17 protein-coding genes are annotated in these 19,413 nt (G+C 63.2%); 11 read left to right on the forward strand and 6 right to left on the reverse strand.

Features of this window, described 5'->3' with window-relative positions:
• Positions 1–49: 49 nt before the first annotated feature.
• The 5 genes from pcaD to FSY59_RS05835 all read right to left on the reverse strand — a co-directional run bounded on the left by pcaD (position 50) and on the right by FSY59_RS05835 (position 4,844).
• Complete coding sequence (gene pcaD, locus FSY59_RS05815; protein WP_148728659.1) at positions 50–847, reverse strand: 3-oxoadipate enol-lactonase; 798 nt, start codon at positions 845–847, stop codon at positions 50–52.
• Positions 848–1,039: 192 nt separating this feature from the next.
• Complete coding sequence (locus FSY59_RS05820) at positions 1,040–2,035, reverse strand: tripartite tricarboxylate transporter substrate binding protein (protein WP_003058695.1); 996 nt, start codon at positions 2,033–2,035, stop codon at positions 1,040–1,042.
• Between the two features lie 166 nt (positions 2,036–2,201).
• The gene (gene pcaF, locus FSY59_RS05825; protein ID WP_043370885.1) at positions 2,202–3,413 is read right to left on the reverse strand and encodes a 3-oxoadipyl-CoA thiolase; all 1,212 of its coding nucleotides are present in this window, start codon (positions 3,411–3,413) and stop codon (positions 2,202–2,204) included.
• A 56-nt stretch (positions 3,414–3,469) separates the two neighbouring features.
• Positions 3,470–4,111 carry a 3-oxoacid CoA-transferase subunit B gene (locus tag FSY59_RS05830; RefSeq protein WP_003058693.1) on the reverse strand — a complete coding sequence of 214 codons (642 nt, stop codon included), beginning with the start codon at positions 4,109–4,111 and terminating at the stop codon, positions 3,470–3,472.
• Between the two features lie 31 nt (positions 4,112–4,142).
• Positions 4,143–4,844, reverse strand: a complete 702-nt coding sequence (locus FSY59_RS05835) for a 3-oxoacid CoA-transferase subunit A (RefSeq protein WP_003058692.1) — start codon at positions 4,842–4,844, stop codon at positions 4,143–4,145.
• 103 nt (positions 4,845–4,947) lie between these two features.
• On the opposite strand from FSY59_RS05835, the gene FSY59_RS05840 reads away from it, so the two are divergent.
• From FSY59_RS05840 to FSY59_RS05855, 4 genes are all read left to right on the forward strand, one after another.
• Positions 4,948–5,784, forward strand: coding sequence for an IclR family transcriptional regulator (locus tag FSY59_RS05840; protein ID WP_050871718.1), 837 nt, complete (start codon positions 4,948–4,950; stop codon positions 5,782–5,784).
• A gap of 78 nt (positions 5,785–5,862) precedes the next feature.
• Positions 5,863–6,570 carry a transposase gene (locus tag FSY59_RS05845; protein ID WP_148728660.1) on the forward strand — a complete coding sequence of 236 codons (708 nt, stop codon included), beginning with the start codon at positions 5,863–5,865 and terminating at the stop codon, positions 6,568–6,570.
• 182 nt (positions 6,571–6,752) lie between these two features.
• A complete protein-coding gene (locus tag FSY59_RS05850; protein ID WP_043370887.1) occupies positions 6,753–11,489 on the forward strand; it encodes a glutamate synthase-related protein in 4,737 nt (1,578 codons plus the stop codon).
• A 73-nt stretch (positions 11,490–11,562) separates the two neighbouring features.
• Positions 11,563–13,038 (forward strand): glutamate synthase subunit beta, encoded by a 1,476-nt coding sequence (locus FSY59_RS05855; protein ID WP_003058685.1) that lies wholly within the window; start codon positions 11,563–11,565, stop codon positions 13,036–13,038.
• Positions 13,039–13,182: 144 nt separating this feature from the next.
• Here the strand turns inward: FSY59_RS05855 and FSY59_RS05860 are convergent, their stop codons facing one another.
• Complete coding sequence (locus tag FSY59_RS05860) at positions 13,183–13,632, reverse strand: DUF3293 domain-containing protein (protein ID WP_043370888.1); 450 nt, start codon at positions 13,630–13,632, stop codon at positions 13,183–13,185.
• Positions 13,633–13,899: 267 nt separating this feature from the next.
• Between FSY59_RS05860 and FSY59_RS05865 the strand changes: the two genes are divergently transcribed.
• From FSY59_RS05865 to FSY59_RS05895, 7 genes are all read left to right on the forward strand, one after another.
• Complete coding sequence (locus FSY59_RS05865; RefSeq protein WP_003058680.1) at positions 13,900–14,709, forward strand: amino acid ABC transporter substrate-binding protein; 810 nt, start codon at positions 13,900–13,902, stop codon at positions 14,707–14,709.
• Positions 14,710–14,852: 143 nt separating this feature from the next.
• Positions 14,853–15,506, forward strand: a complete 654-nt coding sequence (locus FSY59_RS05870) for an amino acid ABC transporter permease (protein ID WP_003058677.1) — start codon at positions 14,853–14,855, stop codon at positions 15,504–15,506.
• Complete coding sequence (locus FSY59_RS05875; protein ID WP_291607602.1) at positions 15,487–16,263, forward strand: amino acid ABC transporter ATP-binding protein; 777 nt, start codon at positions 15,487–15,489, stop codon at positions 16,261–16,263. The genes FSY59_RS05870 and FSY59_RS05875 overlap by 20 nt, the downstream gene beginning before the upstream one ends.
• A gap of 221 nt (positions 16,264–16,484) precedes the next feature.
• Positions 16,485–17,297 (forward strand): ABC transporter ATP-binding protein, encoded by an 813-nt coding sequence (locus FSY59_RS05880; protein ID WP_043003542.1) that lies wholly within the window; start codon positions 16,485–16,487, stop codon positions 17,295–17,297.
• Positions 17,294–18,070: a lipid asymmetry maintenance ABC transporter permease subunit MlaE gene (gene mlaE / locus FSY59_RS05885; protein WP_003058669.1), complete on the forward strand. Its 777-nt coding sequence runs from the start codon at positions 17,294–17,296 to the stop codon at positions 18,068–18,070. Before FSY59_RS05880 ends, mlaE begins: the two co-directional genes overlap by 4 nt.
• Before the next feature lie 29 nt (positions 18,071–18,099).
• Entirely contained in the window at positions 18,100–18,609 is a 510-nt protein-coding gene (gene mlaD / locus FSY59_RS05890) for an outer membrane lipid asymmetry maintenance protein MlaD (protein WP_003058666.1), read from the forward strand.
• The gene (locus tag FSY59_RS05895) at positions 18,606–19,403 is read left to right on the forward strand and encodes a VacJ family lipoprotein (RefSeq protein ID WP_080731436.1); all 798 of its coding nucleotides are present in this window, start codon (positions 18,606–18,608) and stop codon (positions 19,401–19,403) included. The genes mlaD and FSY59_RS05895 overlap by 4 nt, the downstream gene beginning before the upstream one ends.
• The last annotated feature ends 10 nt before the right edge of the window (positions 19,404–19,413 follow it).

The raw sequence follows: 19,413 nt of genomic DNA on the forward strand, positions 1-19,413 counted from the left end.
GCCGTGGCGGCCGCTGCCGGATGCGGGCAGCCGGTCGTCGCGGCGTCGGTCAGTGCTGGCGTGCAAAGCCGGCAAGGGCTTGTTCGAAGGCCTGGGGCGCCTCCAGGTTGGACAGGTGCGAGGCTTGCAGCTCGACCAGCTGCGAGCCCGCGATGGCGGCCTGCATGGCCTGGGCATCGGCCACTGTGGTCACGGGGTCGTGGGCGCCGGCCAGCAGCAGCGTGGGCGTGGCGATGGCGGCAATCGCAGCGCGCAGGTCTTCGCGGGCCAGTGCTTCGCAGCAGCTGGCATAGCCTTCGGGCGCGATGCCGGCGATCCAGCCCTGGGCGCGCTGCACCACGGCGGGCTGGGCAGCCGCAAAGCCGGGCGTGAACCAGCGGCCGGGCGACGATTCGGCCAGGGCCTGCATGCCGGCTGCGCCGCTGGCGCGCACCTGGGCGGCTCGCTCCAGCCAGGCCGACTCCACGCCGATCCTGGCGGCGCTGTTGGCCACGGTGAGGCTGCGCAGGCGCTGGCCGGCATTGACACCCAGCCACAGACCGGTCAGGCCGCCCATGGAGATGCCGCAGAAATGCGCCTGCTGCACCTGCAGCGCGTCGAGGATGGCCTGCACATCGCGGCCCAGCTGGTCAAAGCTGTAGGGGCCGTCGTTGCAGACGCTGGCGCCATGCCCGCGCGTGTCGTAGCGCAGTACGCGAAATTCGCTGCGGAGGGCGGCTGCCTGTGCATCCCACATCTCCAGCGTGGTGCCTAGGGAGTTGGACAGCACGAGCATGGGGGCATCGGCAGGGCCTTGCAGATCAATGCGGAAATCGCCGGTGGCGGTGGAGAGTAGGGAGGTGGTCATACAGGCTTGCAGACGATGCGTGAAGTAGAGCGCGCAGCAGCGCATGAAACTGGCGTGGACCAAGCCAGGGACAGCCAGCAAGGGCCGTCCCGCAGCGGGGGCTGCACCAGCGAGGCTGTCGTCCCCCTCCCGAAGGAGAGGGCGCCGTGCCACGGGGGAAGCCGCGCAGCGGCTCAGGGGGTGTGTTGGATCTCAGACGCTGGCGCCGGAGTCCTTGACGACCTTGCCCCACTTCTTGGTTTCGGCGTCGATGAACTTGGCAAAGCCGTCCTGGGTGTCGATCACGACTTCGCCGCCCTGGTCGTTGATCTTCTTGATCACGGCGGGGTCCTTGAGCACCTTGGCGATGGCGGCATGCAGTTTTTGCTGGATGTCGGCCGGTGTCTTGGCCGGCACGAAGAGACCGAACCAGGAGGTTGCCTCGTAGCCGGGCACGCCGGCTTCGGCCACGGTGGGCACATCGGGCAGCTCGGGCGAGCGCTTGGCCGTGGTCACGGCGATGGGGCGCAGCTTGCCCGAGCGCACATGCTGGATGGCCGAGGGCATGTTGTCGAACATGATGGCGATCTGGTTGCCCAGCAGGTCGGTGATGGCCGGCGCGCTGCCCTTGTAGGGCACATGCACCATGTCCAGACGGGTCATGGACTTGAACAGCTCGCCCGACAGATGGATGGAGCTGCCCGAGCCCGAGGAGCCGAAGTTCAGCTTGCCGGGATTGGCCTTGGCATAGGCCATCATTTCCTTGACCGTCTTGAAGGGCTGGCTGGGGTGGGCGACCAGCAGATTGGGCACGTTGGCAACCCGGGTCAGAGGGGCGAAGTCCTTGACCGGGTCGAAGGGCATCTTCTTGTACAGGGCTTCGTTGATGGCGTGCGTGCCCACCGTGCCCATGAACAGGGTGTAGCCGTCGCCGGCTGCGCGTGCAGCGGCCTGACCGCCGATATTGCCGCCTGCGCCGGGACGGTTGTCGATGATGATGCTCTGGCCCAGTTCGGTGTTCAGTGCCTGACCCACCACGCGCGCCAGGATGTCGGTCGTGCCGCCGGCCGAGAAGGGCACGATCATGGTGATGGGCTTGTTGGGATAGGGCGTCTGGGCCATGGCGGGAGCGGTGCCCAGAGCGAACAGGGCGGTTGCTGCCAGGGTCTGCAGGCTGCGGCGGCGAGACAGGGAAAGGGAATTGGACATCTGGGTCTCCGGAAAAAGGCAAGACACCGCCGGCCAGTGGCCGGGGCGCGGGCTGCCGCGGTGGCGCAGCTCCGAAAAGAGCTGCACTCCAGCGGTCGTTGTTTTGGTGTGAGAGGCAGGGGTGCGGCAGCAGGCCGGGCTTGGCCGGTCCCTGCCGCAGTCGGGATCAGACGCGTTCGAGCACCACGGCAATGCCCTGGCCCACGCCGATGCACATGGTGCACAGCGCGTATCGGCCGCCCAGGGTATGGAGCTGGTTCACGGCCGTGGTGGCCAGGCGGGCGCCCGATGCGCCCAGGGGGTGACCCAGAGCGATGGCGCCGCCCCACTGGTTGACGCGGCGGTCGTCATCGGCAATGCCCAGATCGCGCAGCACGGCCAGGCCTTGTGCGGCAAAGGCCTCGTTGAGCTCGATGACATCCATCTGGTCAAGAGTCAGGCCGGTCTGGGCCAGCACCTTGCGCACTGCAGGAGCGGGGCCGAAGCCCATGATGCGTGGCGCGACGCCGGCCACGGCCATGCCGACCACGCGGGCGCGCGGCACCAGACCATACTGGCTGGCCGCTTCCTCGTTGGCCAGCAGCAGGGCGCAGGCACCGTCGTTGACGCCGCTGGCGTTGCCAGCCGTGACCGTGCCATCGGGGCGTACCACGCCCTTGAGCTTGGCCAGTGCCTCTATGGTGGTGGCGCGGGGGTGCTCGTCCTGGCTCACGACGATGGGGTCACCCTTCTTCTGGGCGATGGATACGGGCACGATCTCGCGTGCCAGATGGCCGGCAGCAATCGCTGCCGCTGCCTTTTCCTGGCTGGCCAGGGCCATGCGGTCCTGGGCTTCGCGTTCGATCCTGAAGTCGTCGGCCACGTTTTCGGCAGTCTCGGGCATGGAGTCCACGCCGAACTGGGCTTTCATCAGCTTGTTGACGAAGCGCCAGCCGATGGTGGTGTCGTAGACGGCATTGTTGCGGCTGAAGGCGGACTCGGCCTTGGGCATGACGAAGGGCGCGCGGCTCATGCTTTCCACGCCGCCGGCAATCATCAGGCGGGCTTCGCCGGACTTGATGGCACGCGCGGCCGTGCCGACAGCGTCCAGGCCCGAGCCGCACAGGCGGTTGATGGTGGCGCCGGGCACATCGATGGGCAGGCCAGCCAGCAACGCCGACATGCGGGCCACGTTGCGGTTGTCCTCGCCTGCCTGGTTGGCACAGCCATAGAGCACATCGGCCACGGCAGTCCAGTCCACATTGGGGTTGCGCTGCATCAGCGCCTTGATGGGCAGGGCGCCCAGATCATCGGTGCGCACGCTGGACAGCGCGCCGCCGTAGCGACCGAAGGGGGTGCGGATGGCGTCGCAGATAAAGGCTTGGTTCTGGTTGCTCATGGCATGTCTCCGTTATGAAAATTGAGCTTCTGGTGCAGGCTGGATGGGCCTGAAGTTCAGGCCGCGATGGGCAGGCCCACGATGCGTTCAAGTTCGGCGTGCTCCAGGCCTTCGACCTTGTCGATCAGGCGCAGCCCCTCGGGTGTGCATGCCAGGGTGCACAGATCGGTATAGATGCGCTTGACGCAGCCCAGGCCGGTCAGCGGGTAGCTGCACTGGGCCACGACCTTGCTCTCTCCCTTTTTGGTGAGCAGATCCATCATCACCCAGGTCTGCTTGGCGCCAATGGCCAGGTCCATGGCTCCGCCCACGGCGGGAATGGCGCCGGGCTCGCCGGTGCTCCAGTTGGCCAGGTCGCCCGTGGCCGAAACCTGGAAGGCTCCGAGCACGCAGATGTCCAGGTGGCCTCCGCGCATCATGGCGAAGCTGTCGGCATGGTGGAAATAGCTGCCGCCGGGCAGCAGGGTCACGGGCTGTTTGCCGGCATTGGTCAGGTCGTAGTCTTCGGAGCCGGCCGCCGGTGCCGGGCCCATGCCCAGAATGCCGTTCTCGCTTTGCAGCACGATTTCGCGTCCTGCGGGGATGTGGTTGGCCACCAGGGTGGGCTGGCCTATGCCCAGATTCACATAGGCACCGTCATGAATGTCCTGGGCCACGCGCAGGGCCAGTTCGTCCTTGCTTCGTTTTTGATAGCTCACGCTTGTATCTCCTTGCTGGACCTTGGCTGGCTCAGGCCGCCTTCTTGAAGCCGCCGGCCTGGGTGGCCACGCGCTCGATCTTCACCACCTGGCTCACATAGATGCCCGGGGTGACCACGGATTCGGGATCAAGCTGACCGAGTTCCACGATGTCATGCACGGTGGCCACGGTGAACTTGGCGGCCGAGGCCATCACGGGGCCGAAGTTGCGCGCCGACATGCGGTAGGTCAGATTGCCCCAGCGGTCGCCTTTTTCTGCCTTGATCAGCGCCACATCGCCATGGATCGGGTACTCCAGCACATAGTGCTTGCCGTTGATCTCGCGCGTTTCCTTGCCTTTGGCGAGTTCGGTGCCATAGGCCGTGGGGCAGAAGAAAGCACCAATGCCTGCGGCGGCAGCGCGCATGCGCTCGGCCAGATTGCCCTGGGCCACCAGTTCGAGCTCGATCTTGCCGCTGCGGTACAGCTCGTCGAAGACCCAGCTGTCCACCTGGCGCGGGAAGCTGCAGATGATCTTGCGTACCTGGCCGGTCTTGAGCAGGGCGGCCAGGCCGGTGTCGCCATTGCCGGCGTTGTTGTTGACCACGGTGAGCTCGCGTGCACCCTGGGCGATCAGGCCGTCGATCAGCTCGCCGGGGATGCCCGAGGTGCCGAAGCCGCCGATGAGCACGGTGGAGCCGTCTTGAATGCCGGACAGGGCCTGAGCGACCGAGTCGGCGATCTTGTTGATCATGGGTGTCTCCAATTTTCTATACAAAGACTTGCGCTATTGGCGCTAAAATGTTCGCATATAGAACATTTGTTCGCTAAAAGAATTGTAGGAAAGGATGAGGAAAATGGAGACTGTAAAAACCACATCAGGGAAAACCCCTGGAGAAGCCGAAGCGGCTCCGCTCAAGCCCGGCGACAGCTATGTGCAGTCCTTTGCCCGGGGGCTGGAAGTCATACGTTCGTTCAGTGCGAGGGCGCCGGAGCAGACGCTCAGCGAGGTGGCTGCCGCCACGGGTCTGACACGTGCCGGTGCCAGGCGCATCCTGCTGACGCTGCAGACGCTGGGCTATGTGCGCAGCGACGGAAAGTACTACGCACTCACTCCGCGCATCCTGGATCTGGGCTTTGCCTATCTGAGCTCCACGCCATTGTGGAATCTGGCCGAGCCGGCCATGGAGGCGCTGGTGGACGAGGTCAAGGAGTCATGCTCGGCCGCCGTTCTCGAAGGTCTGGACGTGGTCTATGTGCTGCGCGTGCATACACACAAGATCATGAGTACCAACCTGGGAGTGGGTTCGCGATTGCCTGCTTTCTGGACATCCATGGGCCGGGTGCTGCTGGCAGCGCTGCCCCCCGATGAACTGCGGGCGCTGATGGCCCGGCGCGAGCAGCGCGCCTTCACGCGCCACACGCTGACCGGCGACGACGCGTTGTATGCCGAGATTGCCCGCGTGCGCGAGCAGGGCTGGGCCCTGCTCAATCAGGAGCTGGAGGAGGGCCTGATCTCGATTGCCGCTCCCATACGCAATGCGCGCGGCCAGACGGTGGCGGCGCTCAACATCAGTGGTCAGGCCAACCGCACCAGCGAGCAGATGATGCGCGAGCGGCTGCTGCCGCAACTGCTGGCTGCTACGCGCCACATCAGCCAGTTGCTGAGTGCTTCGGGCCGCATGCATCTGTGATGAGGAGGCGTCGGCCCTGGCGCGACGCTTCATAATGACCGAAACGCCTTCCCTGTCGCCCCTGTCCGAGTCCGCTCCATGGCCCGTCTTCCCCGTCTCACGCTGGCAAACATGCCGCACCACATCATCCAGCGTGGCAACAACAGCGGCGAGATCTTCGTGGACGCGCAGGATCGCCTGGTCATGCTGGATCTGATGCGCGAGATGGCGCGGCGCTTCGAGGTCGATGTGCATGCCTATGTGCTCATGCCCAATCACTTCCATCTGCTGCTGACGCCCAGGACGGAGCAGGGCGTGCCCCAGTTCATGCAGGCCGTGGGGCGCAGCTATGTGCGTTACTTCAACAATCGGCACGGGCGTACCGGCACCCTCTGGGAGGGGCGCTACCGCTGCACCGTGCTGCAGGCCGAGCAATGGCTGATGGCCACCATGGTCTCCATGGATCTCAACCCTGTGCGCGACGGGCTGGTGCAGCGCGCGGTGGACTGGCCCTGGTCCAGCTATGCGCACAACGCAGGCCTGCAAAGCGATGCGCTCATCAGCCCGCACGCGCTTTTCTGGGCTCTGGGCAACACGCCCTTTGCCCGGGATGCTGCTTATGTCAGGGCCGTGGAGGCCGGCCTGGATGCCGATACCCAGGCGCAGATCAGCCATGCCGCACTGCGTGGCTGGGCTCTGGGCGAGCCTGATTTCATTGAAGATTTGCAACAAAAAACCGAGAGACGCGTGAAGCGGCAGAAGGCTGGCAGGCCTTCTGCACGCACAGCTTCGGTGCACGAGGGCTAGGGAGCTGTTCCAACGCCTTGTTTTTATTGGATGGCTTTTTTCGATTTTTATGTGTCCCTAATTAAATGCAAATAAAAAAAGTTGGGAATTAATTGGAATCTGACCCCAATTAATACTTATTGCATAACTTCATGTCATGTCGTAATCTTGCGTTCCCCGCGATTGATATAAGAGGATTCCCCATGACGACTGCTGCCGAGATCAAGTATCTCCAGGACCACGGTCTGTACTCCAAGAGCAACGAACACGATGCCTGCGGTCTGGGCTTTGTGGCCCATATCAAGGGTCAGAAGCGCCATGACATCGTGCTGGGGGCACTGAAGATCCTCGAAAACATCGACCATCGCGGTGCCGTGGGCGCAGACCCTCTGATGGGCGACGGCGCCGGTATCCTGATCCAGATTCCCGATCAGCTCTACCGCGAAGAAATGGCCAAGCAGGGCGTGGCTCTGCCTCCTGCTGGCGAATATGGCGTGGGCATGATCTTCCTGCCCAAGGAGCATGCTTCGCGCCTGGCTTGCGAGCAGGAGATGGAGCGCGCCATCAAGGCCGAAGGCCAGGTGCTGCTGGGCTGGCGCGATGTGCCGGTGAACCGCGACATGCCCATGTCGCCCACCGTGCAGGAAAAGGAACCCATCCTGCGCCAGGTCTTCATCGGCCGTGGTGCCGATGTCATCGTGCAGGACGCGCTGGAGCGCAAGCTGTACGTGATCCGCAAGACGGCTTCGGCCGCCATCCAGAACCTGGGCCTCAAGCACAGCAAGGAATACTACGTTCCCAGCATGAGCAGCCGCACCGTGGTCTACAAGGGCCTGCTGCTGGCCGACCAGGTGGGCGTTTACTACCGCGACCTGGCCGACGAGCGTTGCGTCTCGGCCATCGGTCTGGTGCACCAGCGTTTCTCCACCAACACCTTCCCCGAGTGGCCTCTGGCCCACCCCTACCGCTATGTGGCCCACAACGGTGAAATCAACACCGTGCGCGGCAACTACAACTGGATGCTGGCGCGCGAAGGCGTGATGGCCTCTCCCGTGCTGGGCGAAGACCTGCAGAAGCTCTATCCCATCAGCTTTGCCGGCCAGTCCGACACCGCCACCTTCGACAACTGCCTGGAACTGCTGACCATGGCCGGCTACCCCATCAGCCAGGCCGTGATGATGATGATTCCCGAGCCCTGGGAGCAGCACGAAGCCATGGACGAGCGCCGCCGCGCCTTCTATGAATACCACGCGGCGATGATCGAGCCCTGGGACGGCCCCGCCTCCATCGTGTTCACCGATGGCCGCCAGATCGGCGCCACGCTGGACCGCAACGGCCTGCGTCCCTCGCGCTACTGCATCACCGATGACGATATGGTGATCCTGGCTTCCGAAGCCGGCGTGCTGCCCGTGCCCGATAGCAAGATCGTGCGCAAGTGGCGCCTGCAGCCCGGCAAGATGCTGCTGATCGACCTGGAGCAGGGGCGCATGATCGAAGACGAAGAGCTCAAGGCCAACGTCGTCAACACCAAGCCTTACAAGCAGTGGATCGAGAACCTGCGCATCAAGCTCGACGAGGTGGAAATCCCCGCCGACTTCAAGGCACCCGCAGCCAAGACCGAGCTGTCCCTGCTGGACCGCCAGCAAGCCTTCGGCTTCACGCAGGAAGACATCAAGTTCCTGCTGACCCCCATGGCCGAAAAGGGCGAGGAAGGCATTGGCTCCATGGGCAACGACAGCCCGCTGGCCGTGCTGTCCGACAAGAACAAGCCGCTCTACAACTACTTCCGTCAGATGTTCGCCCAGGTGACGAACCCCCCCATCGACCCGATCCGCGAAGCGATCGTGATGTCGCTGGTGTCGTTCGTGGGTCCCAAGCCCAACCTGCTGGACATCAACCAGGTCAACCCGCCCATGCGCCTGGAGCTGCAGCAGCCCGTGCTCGACTTCGAAGGCATGGCCAGGCTGCGTGATATCGAGAAGCGCACCAACGGCAAGTTCAAGAGCTCGACGATCGACATCACCTACCCGCTGTCCTGGGGCAAGCAGGGCGTGGAAGCCAAGCTGGCCTCGCTGTGCGCCCACGCCGTGGACGAGATCAAGGGCGGTGCCAACATCCTGATCATCAGCGACCGCAACATGAGCGCCACGCAAGTGGCCATCCCTGCGCTGCTGGCTCTGTCCGCCATCCACCAGCATCTGGTGCGTGAAGGTCTGCGCACCACCGCCGGTCTGGTGGTGGAAACTGGCACGGCCCGCGAAGTGCATCACTTCGCCGTGCTGGCCGGCTATGGCGCTGAAGCCGTGCATCCCTATCTGGCGATGGAGACCCTGGTCGACATCTTCAGCCGCGAAGCTGCGCCCATCACTGCCGACAAGGCCATCTATCACTATGTGAAGGCCATCGGCAAGGGGCTGTCCAAGATCATGTCCAAGATGGGCGTGTCCACCTATATGTCCTACTGCGGCGCCCAGCTGTTCGAAGCCGTGGGCCTGAACAGCGAGACCGTGGACAAGTACTTCACGGGCACGGCCAGCCGTGTGGAAGGTATCGGCGTCTTCGAGATTGCCGAGGAAACCATCCGCAACCACGAGGCTGCCTTCAGCGACGACCCCGTGCTGGAAACCATGCTGGATGCCGGCGGCGAGTACGCCTGGCGTGCCCGTGGCGAAGAGCATATGTGGACGCCTGACGTGATCGCCAAGCTGCAGCACTCCACACGTGCCAACAACTTCAGCACCTACAAGGAATACGCCCAGCTGATCAACGACCAGACCAAGCGCCACATGACGCTGCGCGGCCTGTTCGAGTTCAAGTTCGATCCCGCCAAGGCGATTCCCGTGGACCAGGTCGAGTCGGCCAAGGAAATCGTGAAGCGCTTTGCCACGGGTGCCATGTCGCTGGGCTCCATCTCCACCGAAGCCCATGCCACGCTGGCTGTGGCCATGAACCGCATCGGCGGCAAGAGCAACACCGGCGAAGGCGGCGAAGATCCCAAGCGCTATCGCAACGAGCTCAAGGGGATCCCCATCAGCAAGGGCGAAACCCTGGCTTCCATCATCGGCAAGGACAAGGTCGAGTCCGATATCGAACTGCAGGCCGGCGACTCGCTGCGCTCCAAGATCAAGCAGGTCGCGTCCGGTCGTTTCGGCGTGACTGCCGAATATCTGGCCTCTTCGGACCAGATCCAGATCAAGATGGCTCAGGGGGCCAAGCCCGGTGAAGGCGGTCAGCTGCCCGGCGGCAAGGTCTCCGACTACATCGGTGCACTGCGTCACTCGGTGCCCGGTGTGGGCCTGATCTCGCCTCCTCCCCACCATGACATCTACTCGATCGAAGACCTGGCACAGCTGATCCACGATCTGAAGAACGTGGCTCCGCACGCCAGCATCAGCACCAAGCTGGTGTCTGAAGTCGGTGTGGGCACGATCGCCGCAGGCGTGACCAAGTGCAAGAGCGACCACCTGGTGATCGCCGGTCACGACGGCGGCACCGGTGCCTCGCCCTGGTCCTCCATCAAGCATGCTGGCGGTCCCTGGGAAATTGGCCTGGCCGAGACCCAGCAGACCCTGGTGCTGAACCGTCTGCGCGGCCGTGTGCGTGTGCAGGCCGACGGCCAGATGAAGACCGGTCGTGATGTGATCATCGGCGCTCTGCTGGGAGCCGACGAGTTCGGCTTTGCCACGGCTCCGCTGGTGGTGGAAGGCTGCATCATGATGCGCAAGTGCCACCTCAACACCTGCCCCGTGGGCGTGGCCACGCAAGACCCTGTGCTGCGTGCCAAGTTCACCGGCAAGCCCGAGCATGTGGTGAACTATTTCTTCTTCATCGCCGAAGAAGTGCGCCAGATCATGGCCCAGCTGGGTATCGCCAAGTTCGACGACCTGATCGGCCGCTCCGACCTGCTCGACACCCGCAAGGGCATCGAGCACTGGAAGGCTCAGGGCCTGGATTTCAGCCGCCTGTTCGCCCAGCCCGAAGTGCCTGCCGACGTGGCCCGCTACCATGTGGAAAGCCAGGATCACCTGCTGGACAAGGCGCTGGACGTCAAGCTCATCGAGCGCTGCAAGCCCGCCATCGAAAACGGCGAGAAGGTGCGCATCATGGAAGTGGCGCGCAACGTCAACCGCTCCGTCGGTGCCATGCTCTCGGGCGCGGTGACCAAGCATCACGCCGAAGGCCTGGCAGACGACACCATCCGTATCCACTTTGAAGGTACGGGCGGCCAGTCCTTCGGTGCCTTCCTGTGCAACGGCATCACGCTGAACCTCAGCGGCGAAGCCAACGACTACACCGGCAAGGGTCTGTCCGGCGGCCGTGTGGTGGTGCATCCCAGCCATGAGTTCCGTGGCTCGACCACCACCAACACCATCGTGGGCAACACCGTGATGTTCGGCGCCACCAGCGGTGAAGCCTTCTTCAGCGGCGTGGCCGGCGAGCGCTTTGCCGTGCGTCTGTCCGGCGCCACGGCGGTGGTCGAAGGCGTGGGTGACCACGGCTGCGAATACATGACCGGCGGTACCGTGGTCGTGCTGGGCAAGACCGGTCGCAACTTCGCGGCCGGCATGAGCGGCGGCGTGGCCTATGTCTACGACGAGGACGGCAAGTTTGCCGAGCGTTGCAACACCGCTTCGGTGAAGCTGGAGAAGGTGCTGCCGCACGACGAGTTTGTCTCGCGTGTCGATCCCGGCATCTGGCACCGCGGCCAGAGCGACGATCAGCAGCTGCGCAATATGGTGGAGGCTCACAGCCGCTGGACGGGTTCCAAGCGTGCCCGTGATCTGCTGGACAACTGGGCCGCAGCGCGTGCCAAGTTTGTCAAGGTGTTCCCGACCGAGTACCAGCGTGCACTCGGCGAGATCTTTGAACGCAAACAGAAGGAAAAGCAAGCTGCGAAAGCGCCAGCAGCTCCTCAAAAAGAAGCAGTAGCCGCCAAGTAAACATGGCTCGAAGCGGTGGCGGCCAGGCGGCCACCGCACTGCAAGCGAACACAGATTTCAAGGATTAAAGATCATGGGAAAGACCACCGGCTTCATGGAATACGAGCGCATCGAAGAGGGCTATGCCCCCGTTGCGGAACGTCTCAAGCACTACAAGGAATTCGTCATCGGCCTGACGACCGATCAGGCCAAGGTGCAGGCTGCACGCTGCATGGACTGCGGCACGCCGTTCTGCAACAACGGCTGCCCGGTCAACAACATCATTCCGGACTTCAACGACCTCGTGTACCAGGGTGACTGGAAGAACGCCATCACCACGCTGCACAGCACCAACAACTTCCCCGAGTTCACGGGCCGCATCTGCCCCGCGCCCTGCGAAGCTGCCTGTGTGGCCAATATCAATGGCGACGCCATCGGCATCAAGTCCATCGAGCACTCCATCATCGACCGTGCCTGGAGCGAAGGCTGGGTCAAGCCCCTGCCGTCCAAGCACAAGACAGGCAAGAAGGTGGCCGTGGTCGGTGCCGGCCCTGCAGGCATGGCAGCGGCCCAGCAGCTGGTGCGCGCCGGCCACGACGTGACCCTGTTCGAGAAGAACGACCGCGTGGGCGGCCTGCTGCGCTACGGCATCCCCGACTTCAAGCTGGACAAGGGCCTGATCGACCGCCGTGTCGAGCAGATGGTGGCCGAAGGCCTGAAGATCCGCACCGGCGTGCTGATCGCCGGCAAGGACGGTCTGGGCAAGGATTCCAAGGTCACCAACTGGGCCAAGGAAACCATCAGCCCCGAGCAGCTCAACGCCGAGTTCGATGCCGTGCTGCTGACCGGCGGCTCCGAGCAGTCGCGTGATCTGCCGGTGCCCGGCCGCGATCTGGAAGGCGTGCACTTCGCGATGGAATTCCTGCCCCAGCAGAACAAGGTCAATGCGGGCGACAAGCTCAAGGGCCAGATCCGTGCCGACGGCAAGCATGTCATCGTCATCGGCGGCGGCGACACCGGCTCCGACTGCGTAGGCACCTCCAACCGCCATGGCGCCAAGAGCGTGACCCAGTTCGAGGTCATGCCCATGCCGCCCGAGCAGGAGAACAAGCCCCTGGTCTGGCCTTACTGGCCGATCAAGCTGCGTACCTCGTCCAGTCACGACGAAGGCGTGGTGCGTGAGTTCGCGATCTCGACCAAGGAATTCGGCGGCGAAAAGGGCAAGGTCAAGAGCCTGACCACCGTCCAGGTCGAGTTCAAGGACGGCAAGCTGAGCGAAGTGCCCGGCACGGAAAAGGTCTGGCCTGCCGATCTGGTGTTGCTGGCCATGGGCTTTGTGAACCCGGTTGCCACCGTGCTCGAAGCCTTTGGCGTCGACAAGGATGCACGCGGCAACGCCAAGGCCAGCACCGACTTCATCGGCGGCTATGCCACCAGCGTGCCCAAGGTGTTCGCAGCCGGCGACATCCGCCGCGGCCAGTCGCTGGTCGTGTGGGCGATTCGCGAAGGCCGCCAGGCCGCGCGTGCCGTGGACGAGTTCCTGATGGGCGCCAGCGAACTGCCTCGCTGATCATTCACAGCGGGTCAACACACAAAAGGCATTCCCCGGAATGCCTTTTGTTTTTGGTAGCTGCAAGCGCCTGTCTTAAATGGAATTCAGATAGATTTCAATAGTTTTTTGATTGCTGTAAAGCGCAATGTGCTATCAAAAAAGTCAGCGCAGCCACAGAAGCCGGGGGCGGGCGTCGGCATCGCTCCACAGCACGGCGTTCTGCTGCCAGTGCCGGCCCCATTGCAGGGCAGTGCCGGCATCCATGCCCCAGATCAGCACGCTGTCTTCCGCGGGCCAATGGCCGAGGGGGTCCTGGCCGCAGCCGTCCAGATACTGCCAGCCCTCGCTGTCCAGCGCCTGGCGCAGGGCGCGCATGCGGCGGGCGTTCTCCGCCGGCTCCAGGATCTGTCCCCAGGGATTGCAGGCCGTGAGATAGCAGGCGGCCTGGATGAGCTGCCGTCCCAGCTGTTGCCCGAGCCAGTCGTTGTGTTCGCCTGCGCGTAGCGTCTGTGCGACAGCGCCCTGGGCGGCATCGACCCGGTAGAGCGCGCTGCGATAGGCCTGCTGCAAGGCGGCGGGGAGCTGGCTGGTGTCGGGTGACGGTGGTGACATGGTGTGGAGTTTGGCAAGCCTGCACATGATGAGGATTTGCGCCGACAAGAATGCAACAACGGCCTGCCCTCTGAGGAAACCGTCGTGCCTGAACCTGTTTTGCGTAAGTCGTGATGGTTTTGCGACCGGCGAGTGACGTTCTGTCCCGTCTGCGCGACAATAGCGGATTCGGCGCTGGCGGCAGCCCGGCTTCGGAGCGGCTGCGGTGGCCCCGGACGGGAGACAAAGCCTGCTGCCTCCGCTTTTTCCACTTCAAATTTTGACGCCATGAAAAAACGTACCCTGCTGGCCTCGGTGGCCCTGACTGCAATTTTGGCTGCCTGCGGCAAGAACGAGCCCGCAAGCAACACCGCTGCAGCTCCTGCGCCCGCTCCTGCGGCGGTTGCTGCCAAGCTGGTGGTGGGCCTGGACGACAACTTCCCGCCCATGGGTTTCCGTGACGAAAAGAACGAGCTGGTCGGTTTCGATATCGACATGGCCCGTGAAGTGGCCAAGCGCGCCAATATCGAAGTGCAGTTCAAGCCCATCGACTGGAATGCCAAGGAAGCCGAGCTGCTGGGCAAGCGCGTGGACGCTCTGTGGAACGGTCTGACCATTCTGGAAGAACGCAAGGAAAAGATCCTGTTCTCCGATCCCTACATGGTGAACAAGCAGATCATCATCGTGAAGGCTGGCTCGCCCATCAAGGGCAAGGCTGACATGGTCGGCAAGGTCGTGGGGGCCCAGGAAGGCTCCAGCGCCGTGACCGCCCTGACCAAGGACAAGGAACTGTCGGACAAGTTCAAGGAAACCAAGCTCTTCGGCGACAACATCGCTGCCATGATGGACCTGGAAGCCGGCCGTCTGGACGTGGTGGTGGTGGATGAGGTGGTGGGTCGCTACTACGTCAACAAGAAGCCCGACAACTACGTGGTGCTGGCCGAGGACTTCGGTACCGAAGACTACGGTGTGGGCTTCCGCAAGGACGACGAAGCCACTCGCAACAAGGTCAACGACGTGCTGACCGAAATGAAGAAGGACGGCAAGGCTGCTGAAATCGCCCAGAAGTGGTTCGGCGCCGACGTCATCAAGCACTAATCCCTTTTTGACGTACTGCACCGGCAATGCCTGGCATTGCCGGTTTTTTTTGCGACGACAATGCGTGCAAACACTTCCTCCTGCGCACGCCCGTGCCTGTGGCGGGCTTTCGATAGCTGCAGCGCCACACTGAAGGCCATTTGATGGACTATGTAATCTCGCTCCTGGGGCCCATGTCGGCTGGTGCCCTTGTCACACTCAAGCTGTTCTTCATCACGCTGGCGCTGTCCATTCCCATGGGCCTGGCGTTGGCGCTGATGCGCATCTCCAGCATCAAGCCGCTGAGCAGCGCCGTGGGCGCCTATATCTGGCTGATGCGCGGCACGCCGCTGATGCTGCAGCTGCTGTTCGTGTACTTCGCGCTGCCCTTTGTGCCCTACATCGGTGTGCGCCTGCCCGACTTTCCTGCTGCCGTGGTGGCGTTTGCGCTGAATTACGCGGCCTACTTCGCGGAGATCTTCCGCGCCGGCATCAAGTCCGTTGACCGCGGCCAGTACGAAGGTGCCAAGGTGCTGGGCATGACTTATGCACAGACCATGCGCCGCATCGTGCTGCCCCAGATGTGGGCCCGCATCCTGCCGCCCGTCAGCAACGAGACCATTACCCTGGTCAAGGACACTTCGCTGATCTATGTGCTGGCACTCAACGATCTGCTGCGCGTGGCGCGCGGCGTGGTGCAGCGCGACTTCAGCTTCACGCCCTTCATCGTGGCTGCGGCCTTCTATCTCATCATGACCCTGGTGCTGACCTGGGGCTTCCAATATCTTGAGAAAAAATATGCCAAGTACGACGCCTGACGTGATGATTTCCGCCCAGGGCATCCACAAGGCCTTTGGCAGCAACGAAGTGCTGCGCGGCGTCTCCCTGGACTTGCTGCGCGGCGAGGTGGTGGCCGTGATCGGCCCGTCCGGCTCGGGCAAGAGCACCTTCCTGCGCTGCCTCAACCACCTGGAGACGATTGACCGAGGCACCATCCGCATCGAAGGTGCGGTGCTGGCGCGCTCCGAGGGCGAGGCCAGGGCACAGTATGTGAGCGAGGCCGAGATCCGCAAGATCGGCCGCAAGATGGGCATGGTGTTCCAGTCCTTCAATCTGTTTCCCCACCTCACGGTGCTGGAAAACATCATTGAGGCACCCGTCATCGTCAAGGGCATGAAGCGCGAAGACATCATCCCCAAGGCCGAGGCCCTGTTGGCCAAGGTGGGTCTGGCGGCCAAGCGCGATGCCTACCCCAACCACCTCTCCGGCGGTCAGAAGCAGCGCGTGGCAATTGCACGTGCGCTGGCCATGGAGCCGGACATTCTGCTGTTCGACGAGCCCACTTCGGCGCTGGACCCCGAGCTGACCGGCGAGGTGCTGCGCACCATGCGCGAACTGGCCGAGGAGCATATGACCATGCTGGTCGTGACCCACGAGATGGGTTTTGCACGCGAGGTGGCCAACCGCGTCATCTTCATGGACGGCGGCTACATCGTCGAGCAAGGCCCGTCCGAGGCGTTTTTTGCGGCGCCCCAGCATGAGCGCACCAAGGCATTTCTGCAGAATATGTTGTAAATAAGTCGCAGCTGTCGATGCGGTTTCATATCGCAAAAAAGGCAGTTTGCGCATACATCGCAAGCACTGGCAGCTCCTGAAACAGGAGTAAAGGCTCCATGATCCAGGCCAGGGCCTGAAGAAACATTCACGAATGTATGTTTACTTGGGGCTAACCCGAGCTTTTTACCGTGCTTGTCGGCACAATACCAGTTTGCTTTCTCTTGAGCGGCTATTCACGCATGTCACCCAACGCACCCTTTGTGGAACTGCGCAATGTCACCTTTGGCTATGGTGACCGCGTCATCCTGCGCGATCTGTCCCTGCAAGTGCCGCGCGGCAAGGTCACGGCGCTGATGGGTGCATCGGGTGGCGGCAAGACCACGGTGCTTCGTCTGATCGGCGGGCAGAACCACGCCCAGCAGGGCCAGGTGCTGTTTGACGGCCAGGATGTGACCACCATGAATGCGCAGCAGCTCTATGCCGCGCGTCGCCGCATGGGCATGCTGTTTCAGTTCGGTGCGCTGTTCACCGACATGAGCGTGTTCGACAACGTGGCCTTTCCGCTGCGCGAGCACACCGATCTGCCCGAAGAGCTGATTCGCGACATCGTGCTCATGAAGCTGCACGCCGTGGGCCTGCGCGGGGCGCGCGATCTGATGCCTTCCCAGGTCTCGGGCGGCATGGCCCGTCGCGTGGCGCTGGCCCGTGCGATTGCACTGGACCCCGAGCTCATCATGTACGACGAGCCTTTCGCGGGCCTGGACCCTATTTCGCTGGGTACCTCGGCGCAGCTGATCCGCCAGCTCAACGATGCCATGGGCCTGACTTCGATTCTGGTATCCCACGATCTGGAAGAAACCTTCCGCGTGGCCGACCATGTGGTGATTCTTGGGGCCGGCAGCGTTGCCGCCCAGGGCACGCCCGAAGAGGTGCGCGCCAGCAGCGATCCGCTGGTGCAGCAATTCATCCATGCCAGACCCACGGGGCCTGTGCCGTTCCACTATCCCGGAGTCAGTGCCGACGAGGACTTCGGCAGCAGGAGGCGTGCATGAACTTTCTCGCACGCATTGGCCTGGCAGTGCGCTGTCAGCTGGTCAACATGGGGATCGGTGCGCGCCTGCTGTGGCGCCTGCTGGGTTTGATGGGGCCGGCGCTCAGGCGTCCGCGCCTGATCGGCGACCAGATTCATTTTCTGGGCAATTATTCGCTGGCCATCATTGGCGTTTCCGGACTGTTCGTGGGCTTTGTGCTGGGTCTGCAGGGCTATTACATCCTGCAGCGCTATGGCTCGGCCGAGGCGCTGGGCATGATGGTGGCGCTGAGCCTGCTGCGCGAGCTGGGGCCCGTGGTCACGGCCCTGCTGTTTGCGGGCCGTGCCGGCACGGCCCTGACGGCCGAAATCGGCCTGATGAAAGCCGGTGAGCAGCTGTCGGCCATGGAGATGATGGCGGTTGACCCCGTCAAACGCATTCTGGCGCCGCGCTTCTGGGCCGGGCTGATCACCATGCCATTGCTGGCAGCGGTCTTCAGCGCCGTCGGCGTGCTGGGCGGCTGGCTGGTGGGCGTGGTGATGATCGGTGTCGACAGCGGTGCCTTCTGGGGTCAGATGCAGCAGGGTGTGGACTGGTGGAGCGATCTGGGCAATGGCGTGCTCAAGAGCTTTGTCTTCGGCCTGGCTGTGACCTTTGTGGCCCTGCTCCAAGGCTATGCGGCCAAGCCCACGCCTGAAGGGGTTTCCCGGGCCACCACCCGTACCGTGGTCGTGGCTTCGCTAGCGGTTCTGGGCCTGGACTTCCTGCTCACCGCAACCATGTTCAGCATTTGAGGCTGCACAGCAGATAGAGGTAAAAAATCATGCAGCAAAAGAAAAGTGATGTCTGGGTCGGCCTGTTTGTGCTGATCGGTGCTCTGGCCCTGGTGTTCCTGGCCTTGCAGTCGGCCAATCTGTTGAGCCTGAATTTCCAGAAGACCTATGCGATCACGGCGCGTTTTGACAATATCGGCGGGCTCAAGCCCAAGGCCGCGGTCAAGAGCGCCGGCGTGGTTGTGGGCCGTATCGAGTCCATCACCTTCAACGACCAGACCTTTCAGGCCGACGTGGCCATGAGCATGGAAAACCGCTATGCCTTTCCCAAGGACAGCTCGCTGAAAATTCTGACAAGCGGTCTGCTGGGCGATCAGTACATTGGTATCGAAGCGGGTGCCAGCGAAGAAAACCTCAAGGCCGGCGACCGCGTGACAGCCACCCAGTCTGCCGTGGTGCTGGAGAATCTGATCGGTCAGTTCCTCTACAGCAAGGCCGAGCAGGGCGGTGATTCCGGTGCTGGCGCAGCCAACGGAGCCAACGGGGGAGCGAAAGAATGATGACTACAACAAGCCCACAAACGAAACTGGCGTCGAACAAGACTCGGGCGCTCAAGCATGCAGCGCTGACAGCTGGCGTGTGCGCAGCGGCACTGCTGTCCGGCTGTGCAACCACCACAGGCTCCGGAAACCCGGCCGACCCGCTGGAGTCCATGAACCGCAGCATCTATTCCTTCAACGAAGGGGTGGACGAAGCCGTCTTCAAGCCCGTGGCCACGGCCTATCAGAACGTGACGCCGCGCGTGGCGCGCCAGGGCGTGACCAACTTCTTCGACAACCTCGGCGATGCCTGGTCCTTCGTCAACAACGTGCTGCAGGGTCAGGGCCAGGGTGCCTACAACTCCATGGTTCGCTTCAGCGTGAACACGGTGCTGGGCATAGGCGGCCTGTTCGATATTGCCAGCGAGGCAGGCATCGAGCGCCGCAAGCAGGACTTCGGCCAGACGCTGGGCCGCTGGGGCCTGCCGACGGGGCCGTATCTGGTGCTGCCCTTCTGGGGCCCTTCCACGGTGCGTGACTCGGCCGGTCTGGCGGTCGACGCCTTCGGCTATCCCGCCAACACCATGGACGATGTGCGCTGGCGCAACAGCCTGTTCGGCCTGCGCATGGTCAACAACCGGGCCAATCTGCTCAAGGCCGGCGATGTGCTGGACTCCGTTGCGCTCGACAAATACAGCCTGGTGCGCGATGTCTATCTGCGCTCACGCATTGGCGGCGCGGCGTCCGGCGGCGACGGTCGTCTCGAAAACTATGATGACGACAACGCCGGCAAGCTGCCTCCCGAAGGCCAGTGAGCCGGTAGAG

Source organism: Comamonas sp. Z3 (assembly GCF_008121565.1).
Classification (GTDB): domain Bacteria; phylum Pseudomonadota; class Gammaproteobacteria; order Burkholderiales; family Burkholderiaceae_C; genus Comamonas; species Comamonas brasiliensis.

What these genes read in the sequence shown, in the direction of transcription:
- pcaD (WP_148728659.1), bottom strand. Translation starts at nt 847, where the DNA reads ATGACCACCTCCCTACTCTCCACCGCCACCGGCGATTTCCGCATTGAT.
- FSY59_RS05820 (WP_003058695.1), bottom strand. Translation starts at nt 2,035, where the DNA reads ATGTCCAATTCCCTTTCCCTGTCTCGCCGCCGCAGCCTGCAGACCCTG.
- pcaF (WP_043370885.1), bottom strand. Translation starts at nt 3,413, where the DNA reads ATGAGCAACCAGAACCAAGCCTTTATCTGCGACGCCATCCGCACCCCC.
- FSY59_RS05835 (WP_003058692.1), bottom strand. Translation starts at nt 4,844, where the DNA reads ATGATCAACAAGATCGCCGACTCGGTCGCTCAGGCCCTGTCCGGCATT.
- FSY59_RS05840 (WP_050871718.1), top strand. Translation starts at nt 4,948, where the DNA reads ATGGAGACTGTAAAAACCACATCAGGGAAAACCCCTGGAGAAGCCGAA.
- FSY59_RS05845 (WP_148728660.1), top strand. Translation starts at nt 5,863, where the DNA reads ATGGCCCGTCTTCCCCGTCTCACGCTGGCAAACATGCCGCACCACATC.
- FSY59_RS05850 (WP_043370887.1), top strand. Translation starts at nt 6,753, where the DNA reads ATGACGACTGCTGCCGAGATCAAGTATCTCCAGGACCACGGTCTGTAC.
- FSY59_RS05855 (WP_003058685.1), top strand. Translation starts at nt 11,563, where the DNA reads ATGGGAAAGACCACCGGCTTCATGGAATACGAGCGCATCGAAGAGGGC.
- FSY59_RS05860 (WP_043370888.1), bottom strand. Translation starts at nt 13,632, where the DNA reads ATGTCACCACCGTCACCCGACACCAGCCAGCTCCCCGCCGCCTTGCAG.
- FSY59_RS05865 (WP_003058680.1), top strand. Translation starts at nt 13,900, where the DNA reads ATGAAAAAACGTACCCTGCTGGCCTCGGTGGCCCTGACTGCAATTTTG.
- FSY59_RS05870 (WP_003058677.1), top strand. Translation starts at nt 14,853, where the DNA reads ATGGACTATGTAATCTCGCTCCTGGGGCCCATGTCGGCTGGTGCCCTT.
- FSY59_RS05875 (WP_291607602.1), top strand. Translation starts at nt 15,487, where the DNA reads ATGCCAAGTACGACGCCTGACGTGATGATTTCCGCCCAGGGCATCCAC.
- FSY59_RS05880 (WP_043003542.1), top strand. Translation starts at nt 16,485, where the DNA reads ATGTCACCCAACGCACCCTTTGTGGAACTGCGCAATGTCACCTTTGGC.
- mlaE (WP_003058669.1), top strand. Translation starts at nt 17,294, where the DNA reads ATGAACTTTCTCGCACGCATTGGCCTGGCAGTGCGCTGTCAGCTGGTC.
- mlaD (WP_003058666.1), top strand. Translation starts at nt 18,100, where the DNA reads ATGCAGCAAAAGAAAAGTGATGTCTGGGTCGGCCTGTTTGTGCTGATC.
- FSY59_RS05895 (WP_080731436.1), top strand. Translation starts at nt 18,606, where the DNA reads ATGATGACTACAACAAGCCCACAAACGAAACTGGCGTCGAACAAGACT.